The 24,873-nt window shown below is 62.8% G+C and carries 21 protein-coding genes; 5 read left to right on the top strand and 16 right to left on the bottom strand.

Going from position 1 to position 24,873, the window contains the following annotated elements; all coding sequences use genetic code 11:
* The first annotated feature begins 19 nt into the window (after window positions 1-19).
* Both Amn_RS03540 and Amn_RS03535 read left to right on the top strand, forming a co-directional pair.
* Window positions 20-694, top strand: a complete 675-nt coding sequence (locus tag Amn_RS03540) for a response regulator (RefSeq protein ID WP_067954452.1) — start codon at window positions 20-22, stop codon at window positions 692-694.
* The gene (locus Amn_RS03535) at window positions 694-2,085 is read left to right on the top strand and encodes a sensor histidine kinase (RefSeq protein WP_067954454.1); all 1,392 of its coding nucleotides are present in this window, start codon (window positions 694-696) and stop codon (window positions 2,083-2,085) included. Before Amn_RS03540 ends, Amn_RS03535 begins: the two co-directional genes overlap by 1 nt.
* Before the next feature lie 266 nt (window positions 2,086-2,351).
* Here the strand turns inward: Amn_RS03535 and trmB are convergent, their stop codons facing one another.
* The 8 genes from trmB to miaB form a co-directional block, all read right to left on the bottom strand.
* Window positions 2,352-3,053, bottom strand: a complete 702-nt coding sequence (gene trmB / locus Amn_RS03530; RefSeq protein ID WP_067954456.1) for a tRNA (guanine(46)-N(7))-methyltransferase TrmB — start codon at window positions 3,051-3,053, stop codon at window positions 2,352-2,354.
* Window positions 3,054-3,072: 19 nt separating this feature from the next.
* Window positions 3,073-4,356, bottom strand: a complete 1,284-nt coding sequence (gene metK, locus Amn_RS03525) for a methionine adenosyltransferase (RefSeq protein ID WP_286294581.1) — start codon at window positions 4,354-4,356, stop codon at window positions 3,073-3,075.
* A 233-nt stretch (window positions 4,357-4,589) separates the two neighbouring features.
* Window positions 4,590-5,009 (bottom strand): helix-turn-helix domain-containing protein, encoded by a 420-nt coding sequence (locus Amn_RS03520; RefSeq protein ID WP_067954459.1) that lies wholly within the window; start codon window positions 5,007-5,009, stop codon window positions 4,590-4,592.
* Window positions 5,010-5,149: 140 nt separating this feature from the next.
* The gene (gene lnt / locus Amn_RS03515; RefSeq protein ID WP_286294580.1) at window positions 5,150-6,742 is read right to left on the bottom strand and encodes an apolipoprotein N-acyltransferase; all 1,593 of its coding nucleotides are present in this window, start codon (window positions 6,740-6,742) and stop codon (window positions 5,150-5,152) included.
* 87 nt (window positions 6,743-6,829) lie between these two features.
* Entirely contained in the window at window positions 6,830-7,900 is a 1,071-nt protein-coding gene (locus Amn_RS03510; RefSeq protein WP_154385953.1) for a hemolysin family protein, read from the bottom strand.
* Between the two features lie 26 nt (window positions 7,901-7,926).
* A complete protein-coding gene (gene ybeY / locus Amn_RS03505; protein WP_067954463.1) occupies window positions 7,927-8,439 on the bottom strand; it encodes an rRNA maturation RNase YbeY in 513 nt (170 codons plus the stop codon).
* 18 nt (window positions 8,440-8,457) lie between these two features.
* Complete coding sequence (locus Amn_RS03500) at window positions 8,458-9,450, bottom strand: PhoH family protein (RefSeq protein ID WP_371746544.1); 993 nt, start codon at window positions 9,448-9,450, stop codon at window positions 8,458-8,460.
* A 74-nt stretch (window positions 9,451-9,524) separates the two neighbouring features.
* Window positions 9,525-10,925, bottom strand: coding sequence for a tRNA (N6-isopentenyl adenosine(37)-C2)-methylthiotransferase MiaB (gene miaB / locus Amn_RS03495; RefSeq protein WP_502874747.1), 1,401 nt, complete (start codon window positions 10,923-10,925; stop codon window positions 9,525-9,527).
* 252 nt (window positions 10,926-11,177) lie between these two features.
* Here miaB and Amn_RS03490 point away from each other — a divergent pair, with 252 nt between their 5' ends.
* Window positions 11,178-11,888 carry an outer membrane protein gene (locus Amn_RS03490; RefSeq protein ID WP_286294576.1) on the top strand — a complete coding sequence of 237 codons (711 nt, stop codon included), beginning with the start codon at window positions 11,178-11,180 and terminating at the stop codon, window positions 11,886-11,888.
* A 109-nt stretch (window positions 11,889-11,997) separates the two neighbouring features.
* Here Amn_RS03490 and olsA read toward each other — a convergent pair whose 3' ends face one another.
* The 7 genes from olsA to Amn_RS03455 all read right to left on the bottom strand — a co-directional run bounded on the left by olsA (window position 11,998) and on the right by Amn_RS03455 (window position 20,015).
* Window positions 11,998-12,798: a lyso-ornithine lipid O-acyltransferase gene (olsA, locus tag Amn_RS03485; RefSeq protein WP_286294575.1), complete on the bottom strand. Its 801-nt coding sequence runs from the start codon at window positions 12,796-12,798 to the stop codon at window positions 11,998-12,000.
* Window positions 12,799-12,834: 36 nt separating this feature from the next.
* Entirely contained in the window at window positions 12,835-13,323 is a 489-nt protein-coding gene (locus Amn_RS03480; protein WP_286294574.1) for a GNAT family N-acetyltransferase, read from the bottom strand.
* On the bottom strand, window positions 13,320-14,003 hold the full coding sequence (tsaB, locus tag Amn_RS03475; RefSeq protein WP_286294573.1) for a tRNA (adenosine(37)-N6)-threonylcarbamoyltransferase complex dimerization subunit type 1 TsaB: 684 nt from the start codon (window positions 14,001-14,003) through the stop codon (window positions 13,320-13,322). The genes Amn_RS03480 and tsaB overlap by 4 nt, the downstream gene beginning before the upstream one ends.
* 281 nt (window positions 14,004-14,284) lie before the next feature.
* Window positions 14,285-16,456, bottom strand: coding sequence for a malate synthase G (locus Amn_RS03470; protein WP_286294572.1), 2,172 nt, complete (start codon window positions 16,454-16,456; stop codon window positions 14,285-14,287).
* 147 nt (window positions 16,457-16,603) lie between these two features.
* Complete coding sequence (locus tag Amn_RS03465; RefSeq protein WP_286294571.1) at window positions 16,604-18,622, bottom strand: hydantoinase/oxoprolinase N-terminal domain-containing protein; 2,019 nt, start codon at window positions 18,620-18,622, stop codon at window positions 16,604-16,606.
* A 174-nt stretch (window positions 18,623-18,796) separates the two neighbouring features.
* Window positions 18,797-19,435 (bottom strand): CDGSH iron-sulfur domain-containing protein, encoded by a 639-nt coding sequence (locus Amn_RS03460; protein WP_286297828.1) that lies wholly within the window; start codon window positions 19,433-19,435, stop codon window positions 18,797-18,799.
* A gap of 400 nt (window positions 19,436-19,835) precedes the next feature.
* Window positions 19,836-20,015 (bottom strand): hypothetical protein, encoded by a 180-nt coding sequence (locus Amn_RS03455; RefSeq protein ID WP_067954483.1) that lies wholly within the window; start codon window positions 20,013-20,015, stop codon window positions 19,836-19,838.
* A 163-nt stretch (window positions 20,016-20,178) separates the two neighbouring features.
* On the opposite strand from Amn_RS03455, the gene Amn_RS03450 reads away from it, so the two are divergent.
* Together Amn_RS03450 and Amn_RS03445 are read left to right on the top strand one after the other, a co-directional pair.
* Complete coding sequence (locus Amn_RS03450) at window positions 20,179-20,643, top strand: hypothetical protein (RefSeq protein WP_286294569.1); 465 nt, start codon at window positions 20,179-20,181, stop codon at window positions 20,641-20,643.
* Window positions 20,644-20,806: 163 nt separating this feature from the next.
* A complete protein-coding gene (locus tag Amn_RS03445) occupies window positions 20,807-22,579 on the top strand; it encodes an AIPR family protein (protein ID WP_286294568.1) in 1,773 nt (590 codons plus the stop codon).
* A gap of 145 nt (window positions 22,580-22,724) precedes the next feature.
* On the opposite strand, the gene Amn_RS03440 is transcribed toward Amn_RS03445, so the two are convergent.
* Window positions 22,725-24,698, bottom strand: a complete 1,974-nt coding sequence (locus Amn_RS03440) for an NAD(P)-binding protein (RefSeq protein WP_067954487.1) — start codon at window positions 24,696-24,698, stop codon at window positions 22,725-22,727.
* Window positions 24,699-24,873: the final 175 nt, after the last annotated feature.

Genomic DNA, 24,873 nt, shown 5'->3' with positions numbered 1-24,873 from the left:
GCGGGCAAGGAGAACAGGGTTGCGCATTCTGGTGGTCGAGGACAACGCGACGCTGGCCGGGGGGCTGGCGGCGGTGCTCAAGGGCAGCGGCTATGCCGTCGACGTGGTCGGCGACGGCGCGTCGGCTGTCGCGGTGCTCGCCACCGAACGTTTCGATCTCGTCATCCTCGACCTCAATTTGCCAGAGATGGACGGGATCGACGTGCTGCGCACCATGCGCGGGCGCCAGCACGACGCCGCCGTGCTGATCCTGTCGGCCAGGCATTCGCTCGACGAGCGGGTCAAGGGCCTCGACCTCGGCGCCGACGATTACATGGTCAAGCCCTTCGACGTCGGCGAGCTGGAGGCGCGTGTCCGCACGCTGCTGCGCCGCCGCGCCGGGTTGAAGGCCGCCACAGTCAGCTTCGGCGAGGTCCAGCTCGACCTCAACACACGCAGCTTCTCCTCGCACGGGGCGGCCATCGACATCCCGGCGCGGGAACTGGCACTGCTCGAAACTTTGTTCATGCGCGCCGGCAAGGTCGTCGCCAAGCAGGCGATCATCGAATCGCTGGCCGGTTTCGACGAGGACCTCAGCGCCAACGCCATCGAGCAATATGTCAGCCGCCTGCGCAAGCGGCTGGCGCCCTATGGCCTGACAGTCAGGACCGCGCGCGGCATCGGCTATTATCTCGAAAAGATCCAAAACCCCTGATGGCGCGGACGCGGCCCTATTCGCTCCGCCGACGGCTGTTGCTGTGGCTCCTTGTGCCGCTGGTCACCCTCGGCCTGATTGCGCTGGCCGACACCTACAACGAAGCCGTGGAAACGGCCAACGCCGTCTCCGACCGCGTGCTCGCCGGCTCGGCACTGGCCATCGCCGAGCGCGTGGTGGTGGCCGAGGACGGGGCGCTGGAGGTCGACATCCCCTATGTCGCGCTCGAAATGCTGACCTCGGCGGCTCAGGACCGCGTCTTCTACCGCGTCGACGGCCCCGACGGCTTCATCACCGGCTACCAGACGCTGCCCGTCATCAACGGGCTGGAGCTCGAAGAGAGCGGGTATGAAGATGCCAGCTTCCGCGGTGAGCCGATCCGGCTCACTTCACTGTCCCGCGCCGCCTCGACGGGTGCGACTTCGATCCCGTTCGTCGTCACCATTGCCGAAACGACGATCGCCCGCACCCAGCTGGCGCAGACAATCCTGCTGCGCTCGGCGCTGAGACTCGCCATCCTGATCGGCAGTGCGGCGGCGATCGTCTGGTTCGCCGTCACCTTCTCGCTCAGGCCGCTCTACCGGCTGCGCGACGCCATTGCCGAGCGCAATCCCGACGACCTGCACCCGATCGAGCAGTCGGTGCCGAAGGAGGTGCGCGGGCTCGTCGACACGGTCAATTCCTTCATGGGCCGGCTCGGCTCGGCGCTCGGTGCGATGCGGCATTTCACCGGAAATGCCAGCCACCAGCTGCGCACGCCGCTGACCATCATCCGCACCCAGCTGGCGCTCGCCTCGCGCGCTCATTCGCTGGAAGAGGCGCGGCAGGCGGCCCGGATGGGCGACGAGGCGGTAGCCCATGCCGAGCGCGTCATCGCGCAGCTGCTGCTGCTCGCCAAGGTCGACGAAGCGGCATCCGACCGGCTGAAGAACCTTGGCACGGTCAACCTGACCGAGCTTGCCCAGCAGCTCACCGCCGACCGCGTCACCCAGGCGCATGCCGCCGGCATCGACCTTGGTTTCGAGGGCGAAGAGCCGCTGTTCGTGCGCGGCGAGCCGATGCTGCTCGGCGAAATGATCCGCAACCTGATCGAGAACGTGCTTGCCTATGCCGGCAGCGACGCCGAGGCGACGGTCAAGGTGCTCGACGGCGGCACCGAGGTGGTGCTGGAGGTCGAAGACACCGGTCCGGGGATCGCGCCCGCCGATCTTGAAGGCGTGCGACAGCGCTTCGTCCGCGGGCGAGCCGGCGACAAGCCCGGCGCCGGTCTCGGCCTGCCGATCGTCGAGGAAATCGCCTCGCTGTTCGGCGGCCGGCTGGAGTTGTTGGCCGGGGCCGATGGCCGTGGGCTCAGGGTCAGGGTGGCGTTCGGGAAGGCCGCCGACGCCTAGCAGCCCGAGCAGGAGCGCTCGTCATCCCGAAAACCGGAGCGAAGCGCAGGTTGTCCGGGACCATTGACGAGCATTGCCGGGATCTGGCTTGCGGCTGCATCCATGAAGGCCAACGAAGCAAGGACCTGGCAGCCCTTCACGATGATCCAGTCAATGGGTCCCGGCTCTTGCTCCGCTCGGCCGGGATGACGTCGCCGCGCTACATCCAACACCCCTCATCCGCCCATTCGGGGCACCTTCTCCAACAAGGGGAGAGGGATCGCGCCCTACGTCCTGACGAAGGTCAGATAGGCCGGCGTGCGGTTCTCGCGGATGGCCTTGGCTTCGTAGCGGGTGCGGGTCCAGCCTTCGTAGGGGGTGTGCCAGTCCTTGGCATCAGCGGCCTGCCAGTCGAAGGCAGGGTGGGCGCGGCAGTGCTGCAGGGTCCAGTTGACATAGGTGTCGATGTCCGAGGCGAAGCGGAACTTCGCGCCGCTTTTCAGCACGCGGGCGAAGCGGTCGAGATTGACCGGGCTGACGAAACGGCGCTTCCAGTGCTTTCTCTTGCGCCACGGGTCGGGATACAGCAGGTCGATGCCGTCGACCGAGGCCTCCGGCAGCCAGTCGAGCAATTGGGTGGCGTCCTCGTCGTAGAGCCGGATGTTGGCGAGCGGCTTTTCATGGAGTGCCGCAGCCATCTTGGCCATGCCGTTGACGAAGGGCTCAATGCCGATGAAGCCGTCATCGGCATTGTTCGCAGCGATATGGCGAAGATGTTCGCCGCCGCCGAAACCGATCTCGAGCCTGACCTTTGAAACCTCGGCTTCGAACATGGTGCGAAGATCGGCAGGAGCGGCCACGCCCAGGTCGATGCCGAGGCGTGCCAATCCTTGCTCAAGCGCCTCCGCCTGATAGGGGCGGATGGGCTTGCCGCGCCGACGCCCGAAGAAGGCTTCCGTCGAGCGGCTGCGGCGCGGTTCCTGTTCCATTGGTGGTCCTACGGTCGCCTCAGGCGGCGACCGCTTCCTTGCCGGCAACGGCGTCCTTGAGTGCCTTCACCAGATCGGTCTTCTCCCAGGAGAAGGAACCGTCGCGACCGGCCTTGCGGCCGAAATGGCCGTAGGACGAAGTCTTGGCATAGATCGGCTTGTTGAGGTCGAGGTGACGGCGGATGCCCGACGGCGACAGGTCCATGACCTGGCGCAGCGCATCTTCCAGCACCGCCTCGTCGACCTTGCCGGTGCCATGCAGGTCGACATAGACCGACAGCGGCTGGGCAACGCCGATGGCGTAGGACAGCTGGATTGTGCAACGGTCGGCAAGCTTGGCCGCAACGACGTTCTTGGCGAGGTAGCGCGCGGCATAGGCTGCGGAGCGGTCGACCTTGGTGGTGTCCTTGCCGGAGAACGCACCGCCGCCATGCGGGGCAGCGCCGCCGTAAGTGTCGACGATGATCTTGCGGCCGGTGAGGCCGGCGTCGCCGTCAGGACCGCCGATGACGAACTTCCCGGTCGGGTTGATGTACCAGTTGCAGTCGTTGGCGATCTCGAGGTCGCCAAGGGCTTCGCGGATGTAGGGCTCGACGACCTTGCGGACCTTGCCCGAATCCCAGCTGCCGTCGAGGTGCTGGGTCGAAAGCACGATCTGAGTGACTTCATGGGCCTTGCCGTCCTGGTAGCGCACGGTGACCTGGCTCTTGGCATCCGGACCGAGCTTGCCGACATCGCCCTGGCCCTCGTGGCGGGCCGAAGCCAGCAATTCGAGAATCTTGTGGCTGTAATAGATCGGCGCCGGCATCAGGTCGGGCGTTTCGCGGCAGGCATAACCGAACATGATGCCCTGGTCGCCGGCACCCTCTTCGCCCTGGCGGTCGGCGGCGCTGTCGACGCCCTGGCCGATGTCGGGCGACTGGCCGTGCAGCAGCACGTCGATGCGGGCGGTCTTCCAGTGGAAGCCGGCCTGCTCGTAGCCGATGGCGCGGATGGCCTTGCGGGCCACCGACTTGAACTTGGACGGATTGACGACCGGATGACCGGCGGCGTCCGTCACGACCTGGCCGTTCTTGTCTTTCTTCAGCAGCGTGTCCGGCACGCGAACTTCGCCGGCGATCACGACGCGGTTGGTGGTTGCCAGGGTTTCACAGGCAACGCGGACCTTCCACGGATCCATGCCGGTCTTTTTGGCTTCACGATAGACGAGATCGACGATCTCATCGGAAATGCGGTCGCACACCTTGTCGGGGTGACCTTCGGATACGGACTCGGAGGTGAAAAGATAATTCTGCCGCTGCACGGGATGTCCCCTCTAGAAAGCGATCGGCGCGATGCCGATCATTTGGCGCGACACGTGTTAGCGAAGCCTGCCAGACCTCGTCAAGCAGGCTTCATCGCGGAAGCGCTGTTAATGCAAGGGAGTTGCGACGGCGCATCGCCGTCGCACTCGCGCATCGGCCCGAAGATCAGAAGCGATTTTCGGGCAGTCGGGGCGCGGCTCGCGCATCCGGCGGGACGCGCAACGCTGCGCTGCTACTGGTCTTCGTCGTCGGCCAGGACCTTAGCCAACTCGATAACCTTGCGCCGAACCTTGGGGTTGGAAATCCGGGCAAAAGCGCGGTTGAGCTGGAGGCCTTCGGCGCTCGAGAGAAAATCGACCACAAAAGACGTGGACGAATCTTCCGACAGCCCCTTGTGCTCGCCGCCCTCGGCGCCGGGGGCATCCTCGAAGAAGAAAGCAACCGGAACGCTCAGGATGGAAGCGATGGCCTGAAGGCGACTCGCTCCGACACGATTTGTTCCTTTTTCATATTTCTGGATTTGCTGAAAAGTAATGCCGAGGCTCTCTCCAAGTTTCTCCTGGCTCATTCCAAGCATATTGCGTCGCAGGCGAATGCGTCCGCCGACGTAGACGTCGGTCGGATTTGGCTTTTTCTTGTTCTCTTTTTCCACTGTCTTTCCTCGCCGGATTTTTCCAGCTTATTATTTGGGCAGGCACCCCATTCAGGGCAGTTTATTGCGTCCGGGTGCAGACGTTGATTGGCACAGCTTCTGGCTGCGCGGCGACATATGAGTTTCTAACAAGCGCAGTGTCAATTCGCCCTGAGCCTCTGTCTGAGCTTCAAGCCACTTGCCGCTACGGCAATCAACAACATGATCAGGAAAGCGTTAACGCGCGAAAACGGCGGCGAGGCAGCGCCAATGGCGGCCACCGGAAGCGAGACATCGATGGTGCCGCGAACATTCATCGCAAGTGCATCCACAACTCGCCCGCTCGGGTCGACAATGCCGGAAATTCCTGTGTTGGCCGCGCGCAGGACCGGCAACCCGTTTTCGACCGCGCGGACCTGCGACTGCCGGAAATGCTGGTAGGGGCCCGGAGTGTCGCCAAACCATGCGTCGTTGGTCACGTTTACAATAATCCCAGTTGACGCTGCGTCAACTGCAACCATGCGGGGAAAGATAATTTCATAACAAATGAAGGCTGATGCCTTGATGCCGCTGGGCAGCTCGAGCGGTCGCCGGTCGGTGCCGGCGGAGAAGTTCATCGGCCCGGCGACGAGCTGCGTCAGCCCGATCCGCTCCATCAGTCCGGCGAAAGGGATGTACTCGCCGAAGGGTACGAGATGGACCTTGTCGATGGCATCGACGATCTCGCCCTTGTCGTTGATGGAGACGACGGAATTGTAATAGCGGGTGTCGGCGCCGGCTACCGATTCGCCTTCGGCGCGCACGGTGCCGGCCATCAGGGTTTGGCCGTCGCCCAGCATGTCGCCGATCGCCACCAGCGCATCCGGCCGTTCGGTGAACAGGAACGGCACCGAGGTTTCGGGCCAGATGATCAGGTCCGGCTTTTTCGCACCCGGCTTGGGCGCCTCGGCCGAGAGCTGCAGCATGCTGGCAAAGATGCGGTCGCGGACGCGGCCATCCCATTTTTCGCTGAGGTCGATATTGGGCTGAACGATGCGGACATTGAGCGTTCGCCCGGCAGGCTGTGCCGGCCTGGACAGCTTGAAATAGCCATATCCGGCATGGGCCGCGACCAGCACTGCGGCAAGGGCTGTGCCGAGCTTGAGGTTACGCCGGTCGGCGAGCAGCGCCGGCATGGCAAAGACGAAGACCGCCAGCACGTTCATGCCGGTGACGCCTGCAATCGTCACGCTCTGCATGAACAGAGGCACGGGCATGGCCGCGAAGCCGAGCGGATTCCACGGAAAACCGGTAAACAGGAAGGTTCGCAGCCACTCGATCAGGCCGAAGGCGAAGGCAAGCGCTGCAATGCGGCCAATGCCGTCGCTCCACAACAGCCGCGCCAGCGCGGCAGCGAAGCCGTAGAAAAAAGCCAGGATCAGCGGGATGCCGACGACCGCGAAAGGCAGCGCCCAGGCAAAACTCTCGGCTTCGACCAGCAATGCGCCGCCGACCCACCACAGGCCGGCGAGGAAATAGCCGAAGCCGAACCACCAGCCGGTGGAAAAGGCCGGCATGAGGCGGCGGATGAAACCCGCCGGCCTGTCGGCGACGGCGCCGTCGAGCAGCCAGACCAGGATCGGGAACGAGACGAAGCAGGCGGCGAAGAAATCGTAAGGCGCTTGACCGAGGACGGCAAAGGCGCCGGCCACAAAGGCGACAAGCGCCCTTTTCCATCCCCACAGCAGAATTATCCGCCCAGCATGACGCTCCATCCGTGCCCTCGTCGCAGAATCACGGATCGAAGGTGTAGCAGCACCGCAGGGCGGCACCAAATGGCGGACCGCCCGGCGGGAACAGGCTCACGCCTGTTCAGCCTTGGCGCGACGGCGGCGCTCGCTCTTGACGCTGTGGACGATGCGGACGCGCTTGACGCGGCGCGGATCGGCGTCGAGCACATGGAACTCGAAGCCTGGGATCGCCTGCACCACTTCACCGCGCGCCGGCACGCGGCCGAGGGCGTTGAAGATCATGCCGCCAATGGTGTCGACATATTCGCTGTGTTCGCCGGGCGAGAACTCCTCGCCGAGAACCTTGGCGACTTCCTCGATCTCGGCCTTGCCGTCGACGACATAAACGCCATCGCCGGCTTGGGTGATCATCGGCTCGTCGTCGTCATGCTCGTCCTCGATGTCGCCGACGACCATCTCGACGATGTCCTCGAGCGAGACGAGACCATCGGTGCCGCCATACTCGTCGATGACCAGCGCCATCTGGGTGCGCGTCGCCTGCATGCGGCTCATCAGGTCGGAGGCCAGCATCGACGGCGGCACGAACAGCACCGTGCGGATCAGGTTGAGGTCGCCGATCGTGCGCTTGAGGTCGACCTGGGCGAGATCCAGTTGCATGTCGGCGGCTTGCGTCTTGCGCGCCCTGCCCTTCTTGACACGCGCGCCACGGGTGATGTGAGCCAGCACGTCGCGAATGTGGACCATGCCGCGCGGATCGTCGAGCGTCTCGACATAGACAGGCATGCGCGAATGGCCCGACTGCTCGAACACCGAAAGCAATTCGCCGAGGGTCGTCGACAGCTCGATCGCCTCGACGTCGGCTCGCGGCACCATGACATCCTCGACCCTGACTTCGCGGAGCCGGAGGATGTTGTTGAGCATGGCACGTTCGCCGGGCGAAAACGAATCGACGTCGCTGCCGGTTTCGGCCAGCGCATCGACAATTTCCTCACGGATATTGGTGCCGTTGCTGCGGTGGCGGAAAAACCGGCTCAACCGCTCGATGAATGTTGGCCGCTCGGCCTGGGGGTCGTGCGTCGCTTGTAACGGCGCACTGCTACTAGGTCCGTCCTCGGTCTGGTCGGAGGCCCTTGCCGCGGTTCCCGTGTCGGGCGTGGCGGCAGTCTCTTGCTTGTCGTTCATCGTCGTCCGGTCGTTGTTCGTCCCTGTTACGCGTAGGGATCGGGAATGGCAAGCCTCGCCAGCGCCTGGCGTTCAAGCGCCTCCATTTCCTCGGCCTCCTCGTCGGTCTCGTGATCATACCCCAAAAGGTGCAGGAGTCCGTGGATTATGAGGTGGGTTATGTGGTTTTCGAGTGGCTTGCCTTCAAGCTCGGCCTCGCGCTGCACCGTCTCGTAGGCAAGTACGATGTCGCCGAGCATCGGCGGCAAAGCGTCGCCCGGCGCCATCGGGAAGGCCGGAAAGGACAGCACGTTGGTCGGCTTGTCCTTCTGGCGCCATTCGGCGTTGAGGCTCTGGATGCTGTCGTCGTCAGTGAAAACCAGGCTGAGCTCGACGCCGTCGACGATTTTGACCTCTGCCTCGGCCAAGGCAACAGGCACCGCCCGGTCGACGATTGCGCGCAGCGTATCTTCGTTCGGCCAACCGCCTTCCTCGATCATCAAGTCAATGTCGAGAGCGCCCGCCGCAACGGCGGACGCCGGTGTTTTCTTGTCAGGCATGACCAAAACTTTTCCCGATCAACCCTCGGTGCCAAGGCCGCGCGCGACCTTGCCGTCGCGGTCATAGGCTCTGACGATCTCGGCGACCAGCGGATGGCGAACGACGTCGGCGTCGTTGAAGCGCACGGTCACAGCACCCGGCACACCGTCGAGGATGCGCAGCGCCTCGACCAAGCCCGACTTGGTGTTGGGCGGCAAGTCGATCTGCGTCGGGTCGCCCGTGATGATCATGCGCGAGCCCTCGCCGAGACGGGTCAGGAACATCTTCATCTGCATCGAGGTGGTGTTCTGCGCCTCGTCGAGGATGACGGCCGAATGGGCCAGCGTGCGGCCACGCATGAAGGCCAGCGGCGCGATCTCGATCACTTCCGCGGCAATGGCGCGCTCGACCTTGTCGGCCGGCATCATGTCGTAGAGCGCGTCATAGAGTGGGCGCAGATAGGGATCGACCTTTTCCTTCATGTCGCCGGGCAGGAAGCCAAGGCGTTCGCCCGCTTCGACCGCCGGACGCGACAGGATGATGCGCTCGACCATGCCGCGCTCGAGCAGCATGGCGGCATGCGCCACCGCCAGATAGGTCTTGCCGGTACCGGCAGGGCCAATGCCAAAGACGAGCTCGGCGCGCTCCAGCGCCCGCATATAGGCGTCCTGGTTGAGCGAGCGGGCATAGATGGTGCGCTTGCGGGTCGAAATCTGGGCGGCGGCCATCTTGCCCTTGCGCTCCAGCGTCGGCAGCGTCAGCTGGTCGTCGGGAGCAACCGCCATGCGCACGGCGCCGTCTACGTCGGATTGCGCCACTTCGCCGCCTTTCTGCAGGATGGCATAGAGATGATCGAGCGCCCGTCGCGCCTGCTCGGCAGCAGTCGCGCTGCCCTTGATGGTCAGCTGGTTGCCGCGCGAGCGGATGTCGACGCCGAGTTTCTGTTCGAGACGGGCCAGGTTCTCGTCGAACTGGCCATAAAGCGCACTGGCTAGCTTGTTGTTGTCGAAGGTCAGTACGATGTGCGCCATGTCAGACGCCCCGGAGGGCAGGTTCTTGAGTTCAGCAGCGCTCAACCGTCTCTCCTCATCTGCCGTACGGCCGATCAGACCGCCTCGGCGAACAGGCTGTTGGTGCCTGTCTTCGTGATTCGCACATCAACAATGTCACCGATTTCGCCGGCCTTTTCATCAACAATAACCGGCTGCAGCCATGGCGACCGTCCGACGATCTGCCCAGGCTGGCGACCCGGCTTTTCGATCAGCGTCGAAATCGTCTGTCCGACCAGCCCGTCGGCGAAGGCGTGTTGCTGCTCGGTGATCAGCTTTTGCAGCCGCTGCAGGCGCTCGTCCTTGACCTTTTCCTCGACATGGCCGTCCATGTCGGCGCCCGGCGTGCCGGGACGCGGCGAATATTTGAACGTGTAGGCCGAGGCGTAACTGGTCTGGCGCACGATCTCCATTGTAGCCTCGAAATCGGCATCCGTCTCGCCGGGAAAACCGACGATGAAATCGCCCGACATGGCGATGTCGGGACGGGCAGCGCGGATTCGATCGATCAGCTTGAGATAATCAACCGCAGTATGCCTGCGGTTCATCGCCTTGAGTATGCGGTCCGAGCCAGACTGAACCGGCAGATGCAGATAGGGCATCAGGGCGCGCAGGTCGCGATGGGCTGAAATCAGCTCGTCATCCATGTCGCGCGGGTGGCTGGTGGTGTAGCGCAGCCGGGCGATGCCGGGGATTTCCGCGAGCCGGTAAAGCAGGCGGCCAAGCCCCCACTCCTTGCCGTCGGCGCCCTCGCCATGCCAGGCGTTGACGTTTTGCCCAAGCAAGGTGACCTCGCGCACGCCTGCTTCAGCCAACCTTTCGGCCTCGGTGACGATCTGGGCGACCGAGCGCGACACCTCAGAGCCCCTGGTATAGGGCACCACGCAGAAGGTGCAGAACTTGTCGCAGCCTTCCTGGACGGTCAGGAAGGCGGTGACGCCACGGCGGGCGACCTCGGCCTTGCGCGGCTGCGGCAGGTGCTCGAATTTGTCCTCGAGCGCATATTCGGTCTCGACCACCTTCTGGCCGCCGCGTGCCTTCTTCACCACCTCGGGCAGGCGGTGATAGGTCTGCGGCCCGACGACGAGATCGACCGCCGAAGCACGGCGGATGATCTCGCGACCCTCGGCCTGGGCGACGCAGCCGGTGACGCCAACGATCATCTCGCGCCCGGCCTCGGCCCGCTCGGCTTTGAGCTGGCGCAGGCGGCCAAGCTCCGAATAGACCTTCTCGGCGGCCTTTTCCCTGATGTGGCAAGTGTTGAGCAACACCAGGTCGGCGTCGTCGATGGTCTCGGTCGCGGCGTAGCCATCGGCAGCGAGCGCATCGCTCATGCGCTGCGAGTCGTAGACATTCATCTGGCAGCCATAGGTCTTGATGAAGACCTTCCTGGCAGCGCCCTTTGCTGCGGCGGCAGTGCCGGCCGGAATGATTTCAGCGATATCGTCGATTTCCATGCGGCGCCTCTTAGCGCCTTTCCGCGGCAAAAAACAGACGGTTTAGGCCGCCAGCCCTGGATGGGGGACGTGGCAGCGCGACCTCCCGCGAGGCAAGACCGCTGAGGCTCACATGCAGCAACTGCCGACGGAACTTGATGTGGCAGGAAAGCAACTATCATCGCCCCTTTGCAACCTGTGAGAAAGCAAACGCTTTCTCTCAACCACGCAGGTATGTACATCTAGGTCAGCATGAGTTCTGGGGGCTTTTCGATGAGACAGATTCTTGCGGCAACTGTGGCGATGCTGGCGATCGTAACCGCAGCTGGTGCTGCCGACAGCGTAGCACCCGAAGCAGGCTCCGCTACGTACAACTGGTCAGGGTTCTATGCCGGCGTGTTGCTCGGTTATGGAACTGGAGACTCTTCCGCGATCAGCGATAACGGCTTCGATGGGTCCGCGCCCGAAGATAGAGCCGACCTCAGCCCCAAGGGTTTTGCCGGGGGAGCCGTAGCCGGCTACAACTGGCAAAGAGATCAGTTGGTCTTTGGTGTGGAAAGCGAGGTTGGCTATCTCGGTGCCAAGGATGACTTCTGGTTTCCAGATGGCGATGACTACTTTGCCCGCAGCGAGTATGGACTGTACGGCAGTCTGGCAGGCCGTCTTGGTTTCGCCATTGACCGGACCCTTATCACTGCCCGGGCCGGTGTAATCGTTGCCGACATCGACTATGGCTATGGCGACATAGACGGCGGCGTGAACGGCGAGCCGGATCCTGACTCCTCGATCTTCGGAGACGGTGCCCGTGCAGGATTCACGATCGGCGCGAGCATCGAGCATGCATTCGCGGGAGATTGGGTCGGGCGCCTGGACTATGCTTACTCGGACTTTGGCTCCCACATCGAAACCGATGGTTTCGATGAAACTTATGACGTGTCCGACAACCTTCACATGATCCGGATAGGCCTCATCAAGAAGTTCTGATCGACAGCAAACAATCAGACCCCCCGGCTCCGGTCGGGGTTTTTGTCTGTTTGCGTTGGCCCGGCCTGCATCTCTCGAAGGGCCACGCCGCCCGTTGACCGGCGGATGCTCAGCGCACCGGCAGCGGCTGACCGAGCGACTGTTGCATCATGTCGCGGACGCGCTCTTCCATCAGCCGCGTCGCTTCCTTGCGGCTCGACCTGGCGGAAAAGTCGATCGGCTCGCCGAAGCGGATCTCGACGTCCAGCCCGCCTTCGGCGAGCAACTGACCGACATGCGGCACCAGGTCCATGTCGCCGATCCAGCTGGCAAGCGGGCGATGCTGGCGGCCAAGCGGAATGCCATGGATGCGGGTATAGGCGATCGACACCGGCTGGATGACGACATGTTCGGCGGCACCTTCGGCGATCGCCATCGAGGCGGCGCCAAACAGCGTGCTCTTGAACGGCAACAGCATGTTGCCATCACCGGTGCTGCCTTCGGCAAACAGCACCATGGCGTTGCCGGCGGCGAGACGCCTGGCGATCTCGCTGGCCTGGTCGCCGGACTTGCGCTTGCGTTCGCGCTCGATGAAGACGGTGCGTTGCAGCCGCGACAGGAAGCCGAAGATCGGCCAGCCGTTCAGTTCCGACTTGGCGATGAAGGTGACGTCGAACCGCGATCCCATAGCCATGATGTCGGTCCAGGAGATGTGGTTGGAGGCGATCAGCAGCGGTCGGGTCTTCACCATCTCACCGACGACATGCACGCGCATGCCCAGCGCCCAAAGCATGGCGCGGTGCCAGATCTTCAGGATCACGGTTTCCGGCCACAAGCCGGTCTTCATCGAGATGACCTGCAGCGGCACCAGCACCAGCGAGGCCGCAACCATCCAGAAGAGCGCGAGCCCCGTACGGATCTTTCCGATCATGTAGTGCTCGATGCCCTATTAATTTCGGGCTTCTGGCTAGCGAAGATCGAGCCGCATGACAAGCGCGCCCGTCGCCCCTTGGGCCGACTGGTAATAATTGGGGCGCTTGCCGACCTCGTGGAAACCGAACTTGCGGTAGAGCGCGATCGCCGGCGCATTGGTCTCGTCGACCTCGAGGAACAGCGCCTCGGCGCGCTGGGCATGCAGTTCGCGCAGCACGGCGTCCATCAAGCGCCAGCCCAGCCCGTGGCGGCGGTGCACGCGCGACACCGCGATGGTCAGGATTTCCGCCTCACCGGCGGCGAGCCTGGCCAGCACGAAGCCGGCAGGGGCTTCCGTGCCGTGGCCGACCTCGCGGACGGCAAAGCCGAACACCGTGTCCTGTTCCAGAAGCTGCGAGAACTCCTCGCCCGACCAGGGCCTGACAAAATCCTCGCGATGCAAGGGAGCGATGGCGGCGCTGTCGCCAATGGTCAGGAGTTCGAGGGCGTAGTCGCGCTTCAGCGGCCAGAACGGCAGTTTCATTTCTGTTCCCTAGGCAGCACGAAGCCAGCCTGCGGCTTGGCATCCGGTGCTCTCAGATAAATCGGCTTCGGCCGCTCGCCATCGCCAGCCTTGCCGGCGGCGATACGGGCATAGGTACCGATGTCGGCGGTGGCCGACACGGGCCCTAATGTGATGTCCATGCCGGTGGCAGCGCCGGCGATCAGCTGCGCCGCGGTGCCGGCCAGCGCCATCGTTTCCGCTGCGGCGATGGTTGCGGCCTCATCGAGCGTGAGGACCGCCGGTTCATGAACCGCTTGTCCGTTTTCATCATAGACGGCGGCATGCAGTTCCGCACGCCCGGCATCAAGGGCAGCAAGCACCTTGCATGGCCCCAGTGCCGCGCGCGTTTCGGCCGCCAATGCCTCCAGCGTCGTCACGCCGACTGCCGGGATTTTCAACGCCAGCGAGAAGCCACGCGCCGCCGATACAGCAACCCGCACGCCGGTAAACGAGCCGGGGCCGATGGAAACGCCAATGCGCCCGAGGTCGGCATATGTCTTGCCGGCCTGCGCCAACGCCTCGTCGATGACGGCCATCAGATGCTCGGCATGGCCCTTGCCGAGGTCGCGCACGCTGCGGCCAAGCTCGCGGCCGGCAGTGATGTCGTAGATGCTGGCGGCACAGAGGCTTGCGGCACAGTCGATGGCGAGCAGGATCATGATGCCCAGTACCTTGCGGGTATGGCGAGCTCTTTCGCGCCCCCCTCTGGCCTGCCGGCCATCTCCCCCACGAGGGGGGAGATCAGCAAGTGCTGCCTACCGCGCGCTCTGCAAGGTCTTAAGAAGTTTCCTTTGCGTCGCAGTTGATTAGCTGAGGCGGGCATGAAGGCCTGATCTCCCCCCTTGTGGGGGAGATGCCCGGCAGGGCAGAGGGGGGCGTGAAGAAACGCTGTCATACGAGATAGGCTACCACGGACTGCTTAGCATTCCGTTGGCAATGATCAGCCCCGTTCCTTCGCCTTGAGTTCGAGCCTGCGCTTGTGGAGGACCGGTTCGGTATAGCCGTTGGGCTGGGCGCGGCCTTCGAAGACGAGGTCGCAGGCGGCGCGGAAGGCGGTCGACTGGTCGAACTCCGGCGCCATCGGCTTGTAGAGCGGATCGCCGACATTCTGCCGGTCGACGATCGCCGCCATGCGCTGCAAGGAATCCATCACCTGGATGTGCGAGCAGACGTCGTGGCGCAGCCAGTTGGCGATGTGCTGGGACGAGATGCGCAAGGTGGCGCGGTCTTCCATCAGCCCGACGTCGTTGATGTCGGGAACCTTGGAACAGCCGACGCCCTGGTCGATCCAGCGCACGACATAACCGAGGATGCCCTGCGCATTGTTGTCGAGCTCGCGCTGGATCTCGTCGGGCGTCCAGTTGGGACGGACGACCACAGGCACCGACAGGATGTCGTCGAGCCGCGCCTTGGGCCGGCTCTTCAGCTCGGCCTGGACGGCATGCACGTCGACCTTGTGGTAGTGGGTGGCATGCAGCGTCGCCGCCGTCGGCGACGGCACCCAGGCGGTGTTGGCGCCAGCCTTGGGGTGAGCGATCTTCTGCTCCAGCATCGCTGCCATCAGGTCGGGCATCGCCCACATGCCCTTGCCGATCTGGGCATGGCCCGACAGGCCACATTCGAGACCGGTGTCGACGTTCCACGCCTCATAGGCATTGATCCATGGCGCCTGCTTCATGTCGCCCTTGCGCACCATCGGTCCGGCTTCCATCGAGCTGTGGATTTCGTCGCCGGTGCGGTCGAGGAAGCCGGTGTTGATGAACACCACGCGTTCCTTGGCGGCACGGATGCATTCCCTGAGGTTGATCGTGGTGCGCCGCTCCTCGTCCATGATGCCCATCTTGATGGTCTTTCTGGGCATGCCGACGAGGCGCTCGACGCGGTCGAAGATCTCGACGGCAAAGGCCACTTCCTCGGGGCCATGCATCTTCGGCTTGACCACATACATCGAGCCGGCGCGGGAGTTCATGCGACGGCCCTTGGCTCCAACGTCGTGCAGGGCGATCAAAGCGGTGATTGCCGCATCCATGATGCCTTCGGGCACCTCGTGGCCGTCACGGTCATGGATCGCGGGACTGGTCATCAGGTGGCCGACATTGCGCACCAGTATCAGCGAGCGGCCGGGCAGCGAGACGGTCTTGCCATCGGCACCGGTATAGGCACGGTCGGCATTGAGCTTGCGGGTGACAAGCTTGCCGCCCTTGTCGAAACTCTCGGACAAGTCGCCCTTCATCAGGCCGAGCCAGTTGCGGTAGACGGCGACCTTGTCTTCGGCGTCGACTGCCGCGACCGAATCCTCGCAGTCCTGGATGGTGGTCAAAGCCGATTCCAGGATCATGTCGGAGATGCCGGCCGGATCGGTCTTGCCGATCGCACTGTCGCGGTTGACCACCACCTCGACATGCAGGCCGTTCTTGACCAGCAGCACCGCGTCGGGATTGCCGGCAGCACCACGATAGCCGGCGAATTGTTTGCCGTCGCCCAGTGCAACCGAACCAGACGCGGTCGCAAGCTTCAGCTGCCCGCCTTCGACCGCAAGACCCGTCACGTCAGACCAGTTGCCCGACGCCAACGGCGCGGACTGATCCAAAAAGGCCTTGGCCCAGGCAATGACCTTTTGGCCACGCTTGGGATTGTAGCCCTTGGTCTTCTCGGCGCCGTCGGCATCCGGGATCGCATCGGTGCCGTAGAGCGCATCATAGAGCGAGCCCCAGCGTGCATTGGCGGCGTTCAGCGCATAACGCGCATTCATGACAGGCACGACCAGCTGCGGTCCGGCGACGGTGGCGATCTCGGGATCGACATTCTCCGTCGTGACAGCAAAGGCCGGACCTTCCGGCACAAGATAACCGATCTCGCTCAGGAACGCCTTGTAGGCCGCCATGTCGTGAGGGGCGCCATGCTTGCGGTACCAGGCGTCGAGCTTGAGCTGGAAGTCGTCGCGCTTTTCCAACAGCGCCCGGTTCTTCGGCGCCAGATCATGCACGATCGCGGCGAAACCTTCCCAGAAGGCCTCCGCATCGACACCCGTCCCTGGCAGAGCCTCCGCGACCACGAAGTCGTGGAGCTCGCGCGCAACAGAAAGGCCATGAAGGGAGACAGTATCGGTCATGAGATGCGCTCCAGAATTCCGGCGCCGCAGGGGCGTTCTAAATAAAGTTTTCGGGCGTTTGGCATGCAAAACGCGCACGGTCAATTCGTCGAATGTTGCAAGGCAGCAATGATTTACGGCCATTGCCGCTGCAAATCGATTTAGCCGTCAAACCGCGATCCGGGGCCGGCCGCTGGCGGTCGCAAGCACATGCGCCTCGATGAACATGCGCTGGCTTTCGACCGTCGAGACTTTGAGATCGACAGTCACTTCGACCTCTGCCGCATCGGTGCCGGCATCGCGAGCCCTCGCGCCAACTATGGCGCGCGCTTCGGCTTCCGCCAGCGCCATCGCCGCCTCCTCGTCGGTGAAATCGCGCAACAATTCGCCGACGGCGACGCGGAACAGACCTTCCTTGGGCTGGCTGACGCGGGCCTCGGCCGTCACGCGGACCTGGCCGACAACCGCCCCCAGCGCGTTGGCGACGTCGGTATCCCTAGGCACCACGCATTCGTTACCGACCAGCGGCGGCAGGCCGGCATAATGCAGCGGGGCCGAGGCGCCGAGACCGATGACCGGACGGTCGAGCGCGACCGTGAAGCGAGCGATGCCAGGATGGGCGTCGACGGCGCGCTGTACCAGGGCGTGTGCCACGGTTGCAGCACCGTCGAGCCCATCCTCGGCGAAGGCGGTTTCGAGGATCACCTCCGCCGACAGGCGGGTCAACGTCGCCAGCACGCGTTCGGCAATCGCCTCCGGGCTCGCCGCGACCGGCTGGCCGCGACCGTCGCGCTTGCGGGCGAACAACTCGGCGCCGAGCCTGGCCGCCGCCTCGTCCCAATTGGCCTGACGGCCAAGCACATGAGCGGCGTCCGAAGGCGTGAAGCCACAGACATGGACAAGCCCGCGAGACACCAGCCGATTGAGCGTGGCATTCTGGGCGTTGGAGGTGAGCAAACGGTCGATCGGCTGCGGCACGCCGGTAATCTGGTCGTAGAGCTTTGCCTCCGGCGCGGTCAACCCTGCCGCCAGTTGCTCGGGCACGCCGGTGCGCACAGCAAAACGGCCATCCATGCGGCCGGGATTGGGGGCGCGCAGCTGGCGTTCCAGCTCTACCGAGACCGCCTCGCCATGGACCATGCCGGCAAGCGCCAGCGGCACCAGGCGGCGCGGGCCGAGCGACATCTTCGGCTTCAGCCCGCCTTCCTCCAGCGATACCTCGGAATCGCCACCGAGGCCGAAGGTGCGCATGGCGACAGCCTCGACCATGGTGCGGAAGCCGCCGACGGTGGCGCCCTCGGGGTCGAGGCGCGGGCGGCCATGGTCGAGCACGGCGACATCGGTGGTGGTACCGCCGATGTCGGAGACGACAGCATTGTCGATCCCGGTCATGTGACGGGCGCCGACGAGGCTGGCAGCGGGACCGGACAGGATTGTCTCGATCGGCCGCTGGCGGGCGAATTGGGCAGACACCAGCGCGCCATCACCGCGCACCACCATCAAGGGCGCATTGATCTTGCGCTTGTCGAGGAACCCTTCGGTCGCGGCGACGAGGCGGTCGATCATCGAGATCAGGCGGGCATTGAGCAGCGTGGTCAGGGCCCGGCGCGGGCCGCCGAGCTTGGCCGACAACTCGTGGCTGGTGGTGACTGGCATGCCCGTCGCCTCGCGGATGAGGTCGCGGGCGGCGATCTCATGAGCCGGGTTGCGGGTGGCGAAATAGGCGCAGACGGCGAAACCCGAGACGGATTTCGCCAATTCCGGCAAGGCCGCTTCGAGGGCTCCGAGTTCAAGCGTGCGGGCGTTGCCGTGGACGTCATGGCCGCCCTCGCACAAAACCAGCGGATCGGTGCCGAGCGCGGTCTTCAGCCCGTCGCGGGCGAGGTCGGCCTCGGAAAAGCCGATCATGACCAGCGCCACGCGCCCGCCCTGGCCCTCGACAAGCGCGTTGGTGGCAAGCGTCGTCGACATCGACACCAGCTTGATGGCGGCGGGATTGACGCCCGCCTTGTCGAGCACCGCGTCGACCGCGCCCGAAATGCCGACAGCCAGGTCGTGGCGGGTGGTCAGCGACTTGGCTTTGGCCAGCACCTTGCCCTGCGGGCCATGCGCCTCGGACCACAAGACGGCGTCAGTGTAGGTGCCGCCGGTGTCGATGCCGAGATAGAGGGGATGGCTGGCGTGCATGCGCTGGGCTTCCGGCGTTCGTGAGTTCCGTTCCGCTTAGCCGATATCGCCTGCAAAGCAAAATTGGCCAGCCTGATGAAACGACCGGCTCAGCTCAGCACGTCATGCAATGAAGCCTGCCCTCCGCTGTGGTTCCGGGCGCTTAGCCGTTTGCCAAGCCAAATCGTTGGCTTGTCATCGACCTTCCGTCGACCACGACACGCGCTTGTGGCTGTTGTCGCACCAGGGCTTGTTGGCCGACTGGCCGCAGCGGCAAAGCCAGACCTTTGTCGCGCGGTCGACGGTATGGCCGGTGCCGGTGACGATCTCGACATTGCCCTCGAGCTTGAGGTTGCCGTTGGGCTGCGGCGTGACGACCAGCGGCCCATCCCGGGCAGCGAGCGGCTGGCTGTCCTTCAACGCCGGCTCACCGGTCGCGACAAAGCCGATCTTTGTGTGGCTGCCGTCGCAGAACGGCTTGTTCCCAGAGGCACCGCAGCGACACAAGGTGGCGCGGTGGAAGGTCTCGCCGTTGAAGACGATCTCGGCATGTACGGCCAGCGGTCCGTTCTCGCGGATGCGCACGGTGTTGACCACCGGCGGCGCCTCGTCCGGCCCGCCATCCCTCCGGCGATAGGTGATGGCGCCCGAGGGGCAGCTTTCGGCGATCGCCACGATCTGCTCGACAGACGCTGCGTCGGGATGGATCCACTCGCCCGGCGCGTTTGGCTCGAAGACATAAGGATTGGCGGGAACGCAATTGCGCGAATGGATGCAGCGGCGACCGGAAAAGCCGACATCGATCTTCTCGCCCTCGACCATGCCCTTGGCCATGTTTTTCACGGCCTCCGTGGATATGGGTGGAGCTTATCGCTCCCGCCTGCGCTGGCAAGGGCTGCTTGCGCTAGACGCAGATTCTGAGAGCTTGCGTTCCTTCGCACCCCCCTCTGGCCTGCCGGCCATCTCCCCCGCAAGGAGGGAGATCACGCTGTCATCGTCGCCGCGCCCAATCGCCGAGACAGTAAGCTGAATCCCCGCAATCTTGCAGGACTTGCGCCGCCGGCGACGCGACTAATCTCCCTCCTTGTGGGGGGTGCGATGAGGTCCGCGCAGCGGACGAAAAGCCAATTGCTTGGCTTTTCGAGCATCGAACGCCGGCAGGCCAGAGGGGGGGGTGCGAAGGAACGATACCAAGCAGAAAAAAGCGAAGAAGCCTGCGGGGCAAGATTATCCCTCACCCCTGCGAAATCTGCTCGTCCTGCTCGACCGTCAGCGGTTTTACCCCTGCCGGCAGCGGTTCGACGGCGGGCTGCACGGCGGCCGGCGGAGCAGCCACTGTTGCCGGCGGCACCGGCGCGCGGGTACCGCAAGCGGGCAGGATGGCCAAAGCAAGGAGAGCGGCGAGCAGTTTCATAGGGGCGGGCGTTACGCGGAAGCTGTGGCGGGATCGCGGCGGCAGATGAGCCCGAGGTGCCGGCAAGGTCAAGCCATCGCTTGCCGGCCTTCGCGGGCAGTTGCTGACAGAAGCCTGTCAGCAGGGGTCTGCTATTCCTGGGCAAACCAAAGGGGAGGATGGCATGAGCGGCTTTGACGATTTCGATTTCCTGATCGGCGACTGGACGGTGACGAACGAACGCCTGCGCGAACGGCTGGTGGGCTCGACCGAATGGGAGACTTTTTCGGCCTTCTCGCACATCGAAAAGGTGATGCAGGCACCCGACGGCACGTTCGGCGGCAATCTCGACCAGATGGCGGTGCCCGAGCGCGGATTCACCGGCATGACGCTCAGGCTCTACAACTCCGAGACAGGGCTGTGGTCGATCTACTGGAGCGACACCAAGAGTTACCGGCTGTTCCCGCCGACTGTCGGGCGGTTCGAGGGCGGCCGCGGCATCTTCTATGGCGACGATATCGAAGGTGGTGCGCCGGTGCGCGTGCGGTTTCTATGGACACCCGGGAACAACCCACGCTGGGAACAGGCGATGTCGGTCGATGGCGGCGAGACGTGGGAGCAGAACTGGGTGATGCGGTTTGGACGGTAAGGACATACCCAGGCCGAGCTTTCGTCATGGAGAACGGCAGTTCACTCCGATCCGGCAAATCGTGGGGTACACATCAAAAAAAGTAATTAAAAACAAGATGCGACTAGCTTTGCCGCACTCAGTGGGTGAATGTGCACATCGAAAGTTCAGAATGGGGGATACGATGGCGCGCAAAGTGAATTCAGTAGAGCCTGACTGGCAAGTCGCTCTCGATACTCTTCAAAAAGACCTCAACCTTAGTGACGACGCCATTGGTGTTTTCGCACTCCAACTGAAATTTCGACTTGAAGATATCGAGGCCGTTGCCGCCGAAGCAATTACCGGTGGCGGCGATGACAAGAAATGTGACGTGATATACGTTGACAAGGAACAACAGATTGCAGTCATCGCCCAGTGCTACCGAAGCAAGAAATCACGAAATCAAGCCCCGGCGAATAAAGCATCCGATCTAAACGCTGCCGTTTCTTGGCTCCTTGGTGCGGATGTAGCGAGCTTGCCTGTGGGATTGCAAAGTCGGGCGACTGAGCTGCGAGATGCAATCAAAGACGGGCAAGTCAAGCAACTATTTATATGGTACGTACACAACCTTCCAGAATCAAAGCAAGTTGCCGAAGAACTGAAAACTGTCGAGAGGACGGCTCGCTCTGTTCTGCACGGCTATGAATCAGGCAATGAAATTAATGTATTCGCAGAAGAGATATCTGCAAAGCACATTGAGAAATTCTACGTTCAGGCGGAACGGGTTATATTTGTCACTGACACCATAACAGCAGATGTTCCTGATGCTATTGAGATAGCAGGATCTGATTGGTCTTCGGTTGTTACAAGTGTATCTGGCAAGTGGCTGTATAAGATTTTCAAACAGCACGGAGCAAATCTTTTTTCCGCAAATCTGCGCGGCTATCTTGGGTCTCGCGCCAGTGATTCAAATATTAATCACGGAATTAAGCAATCCGCGGAGAACGAGAGCGAAAATTTTTGGGTTTACAACAACGGCCTTACTGCATTTGTTATTGACTATGAGCTCGGACCCCGCAGAAAATCCGGCCGCCGCTTAAAACTCGTTGGGATATCCATCGTTAACGGGGCGCAGACAACCGGATCAATTGGAAGTCTGGACGAAGCGCCTTCAGACGACCTGTTGATTCCTGTCAGGTTTGTCAAATCAAACGACGAAGAAATCATCACAAATGTCGTGAGGTTTAACAACTCTCAGAACAAATTGCAGGCAGCAGATTTCCGGAGCACAGATCAAATTCAAGAACGCCTCCGATCCGAATTCGAGAAGATTCCTGATGCTGAATATGAAGGGGGGAGAAGAGGGGGCGCTAGCGACACGATCAAACGACGGAAAAACTTGCTTCCATCGTATACCGTTGGACAGGCCCTTGCCGCCTTTCACGGCGATCCAGTTAATGCATACGACAAGAAGTCTGAGATTTGGGTGAGCGAGGCGCTCTACCGTAGGTTTTTTACGGAGCGAACAACCGCTAGACATATTGTATTTTGCTACTCACTCCTCGACGCCATAAATCGTACTCGGCTTGCCCTCCTTGAGAAATCGAAGAAAAAGCCAGAGAGCGTAACAGAAATAGAGAAGGATCAACTTGATTTCCTCAATAGGAAGGGGGCATCATATCTTCTAATTTATGCGATATCTCAATCTATCGAAACAGTTTATGGAAAATCTGTTTCGAATAGGTTCGACCTTCAGTTTAAGGATAATATCAAACCAGATGTCGCGGCCAAAAGATGGCTTCCGATCATTGAAGTTTTTCTATCACTACACATTCAACTCGAAGAGGCATTCTCTCGCAATCGAATATCGAATGAGTCTGTGCGAAAGGCGGTTCCAAAATTCGTAGGAGTTGTCGCCTCATTGCGAAAATTACACCAGACAACCTTCAATGATTTTTCTAAAAACTTACAAGTATAAATGCTTCTTGAGAAACTATTTCAATTCAATTACCTCTAACGTATCTCTAATGTTCGCAGTTGGCTATGTCTGGAGCGCTTGCGCCGCCTCTTATCCAGTACCGCGGGCCTCCTTCTCCCCGTGAAGGGGGAGAAGGAGAACTACCTCAAAGCCCGATCATCTCCGCCGGAGGCCCCGGGAAGCGGGCATAGTCGGGCGCTCCTTCAGGCGTCCCCAGCAGATCCCGTACCGCACGCACGCCCTGGTCGATCGCCGAATGGGCGTAGGCGTAAGCGCCGCTGTCGGCATTGGCGATCGAGATGCGGCCCCATGGCTTGCGCGCGGCTTCGATGGGCAGCGGGCCGTCGGGCCAGAAGCGGTCGCCCGGACGCATATATTCGTAGGCGTAGCCGTGCGACCAGCGATTGCAGGTGATGGCCTCTATGTCGCGAGCGGGGTCGAAGCCGCCGCCTGACAGGGCGCGGCCGAGCAGGTCGCGGATCGATCGCTCCATCTCCTCGAAGCTCAGTGCCATCATTGCCCGCCGCCCGGCCAGCGCCTGTTCGCGCGGGGCAAGGCCCGGGCTGGTCATCACCTTGGAGAGGTGCAAGATGACGGGATCCTCAGGCTTGTCGGCGAACTTGTAGGCACCCATCGAAACGGGAAAATCGATGTCGGCACCGCTCCAGAAATCGCCGCGCGCCCTGAAACCGTCGATCTTGAGCTTGTCGAAGGCCTCCCAGTTGCGGAGCTGGACGTTGGTGTAGATCAGCGGCACCTTCTGCTGGTCGTTGAGGGCAGCTGTCTGCTCAGTGCCGAGTTCGTCGGTGAGATAGGGAATGACCCGGTGCCAGCAGGCGAGCACGACGTGCCCGGCCTTGATGCTGACCGGCTTGCCTGCGGCGTCGGCATAGGTGACGGTGACCGAGCTGGCGCTGCCTGGGGGGCCATCATGCGCGACCTTGACGACTGTCGAATTCAGCCTGATGCGGACAGCGTTTTCCGGCTTGTCGAGGGCTGAATAGTCGACGGTTTCGGTAACCAGCTCCTCCATTGTCGTGCCGGCAAGCGCGTCTGGCACCAGCGCGCGTACCAGAGCTCGGGCGATGCCGGCATTGCCGTCGGGGAAATGGTAGATGTAGTCGTCGGGGTCGGTGAAGGCGAGACGGCCGGACGGGCTGTTGTATTTCGACACAGCCTCGCCGAGATCCATACCGTCGAAACCCGGATTTCCGTTGGCGCGCGCGTCGAGCGCGCTCACGGCATCGATGCCGGCGCCGAAATAGCCGTTGGTGGAGGTGGCGAAGTAGTCGGCCACCTCTGGGTCGACCTTGGCGTGGTCGAGCAGGAACGACTTGTAGGTGATCTCGGCCAGCTTCTCCAGGCGCTGCTCGCTGGTCAGGCCGGGCAGATAGTCGCCGGGCGCTTCCATAAGCTGAATCAGGTCGGCCTTGGCCTTGTCGTTAAGCGGTGTGTTGGCCACCCATTCGGCCGGCTTGCCCTTGCGGATCACCAGCCTGTCCTCGCCCCACTGCTCCTTGGAGAAGAAAATGGCGCCCGACAGGCCGCGATCCTCGGACCACTTCTGGTCGTAGAAGGTTTCGAAGCGTTTGGGCTCGATGCCGATGTCGGTGAGCAGCGCATTGACGGCGGGGCTGAAGTAGCTCGGCGTCTGCATCGACTGGCTGCCGCCATAACCGATCAGCTTCGCACCATTCGAAGCAGTGAATTCGTTGCGCTTGGCGTGGCCGCCGAAATCGGCGAGCGGGTCGACGATCAGCACGCGCTTGTCGGGGCCGGCCTGCTTGCGGAAGGCATGTGCGGCGGCAAGGCCCGAAATACCGGCACCGACGACGACGAGGTCGTAGCTCTCGGCGCTCGACGTGACCGGGCCGGCGTCGGACCAGTAGGTGCCGTCGCGGACGGCATGCATGACATTCTGGGCAGTGTCGGTCTGCCCCTGCAGCTCCGCAGCGGCAGGCGGGTAGGCGGTGGCGGCAGCTTGCGCGCGTGCCTGGCCGGGGCCCATGGCGCGCAAGGCCACCGCGCCGCCGATCGCCATTGCCACACCGTCCATGAAATCACGCCTTGTTATGGCGCGATCCATACCCAGCTTGTTGTCCTTTTCAGTCCAGCTCATGATGTTCCCTCGGGCAGAATGCGAGGGGAAGGCTAACCATCTTCACGATGTCAGTAAATCGACAGAACAGTCGAAGATGCAGCGAAGCGAATAATTCGACGCTGCGGTGCAATGCGTGCTTGCACTGCGGGATGACTGTGGATGGAGGTGCCTGAGCACTCCTCCCGACAGGTGA

Origin of the sequence: Aminobacter sp. Y103A (assembly GCF_030294925.1) — a bacterium.
Taxonomy (GTDB): domain Bacteria; phylum Pseudomonadota; class Alphaproteobacteria; order Rhizobiales; family Rhizobiaceae; genus Aminobacter; species Aminobacter ciceronei.
The sequence above is the reverse complement of the archived record's forward strand: the minus strand, read 5'-3'. Positions and strand labels throughout refer to the sequence as shown.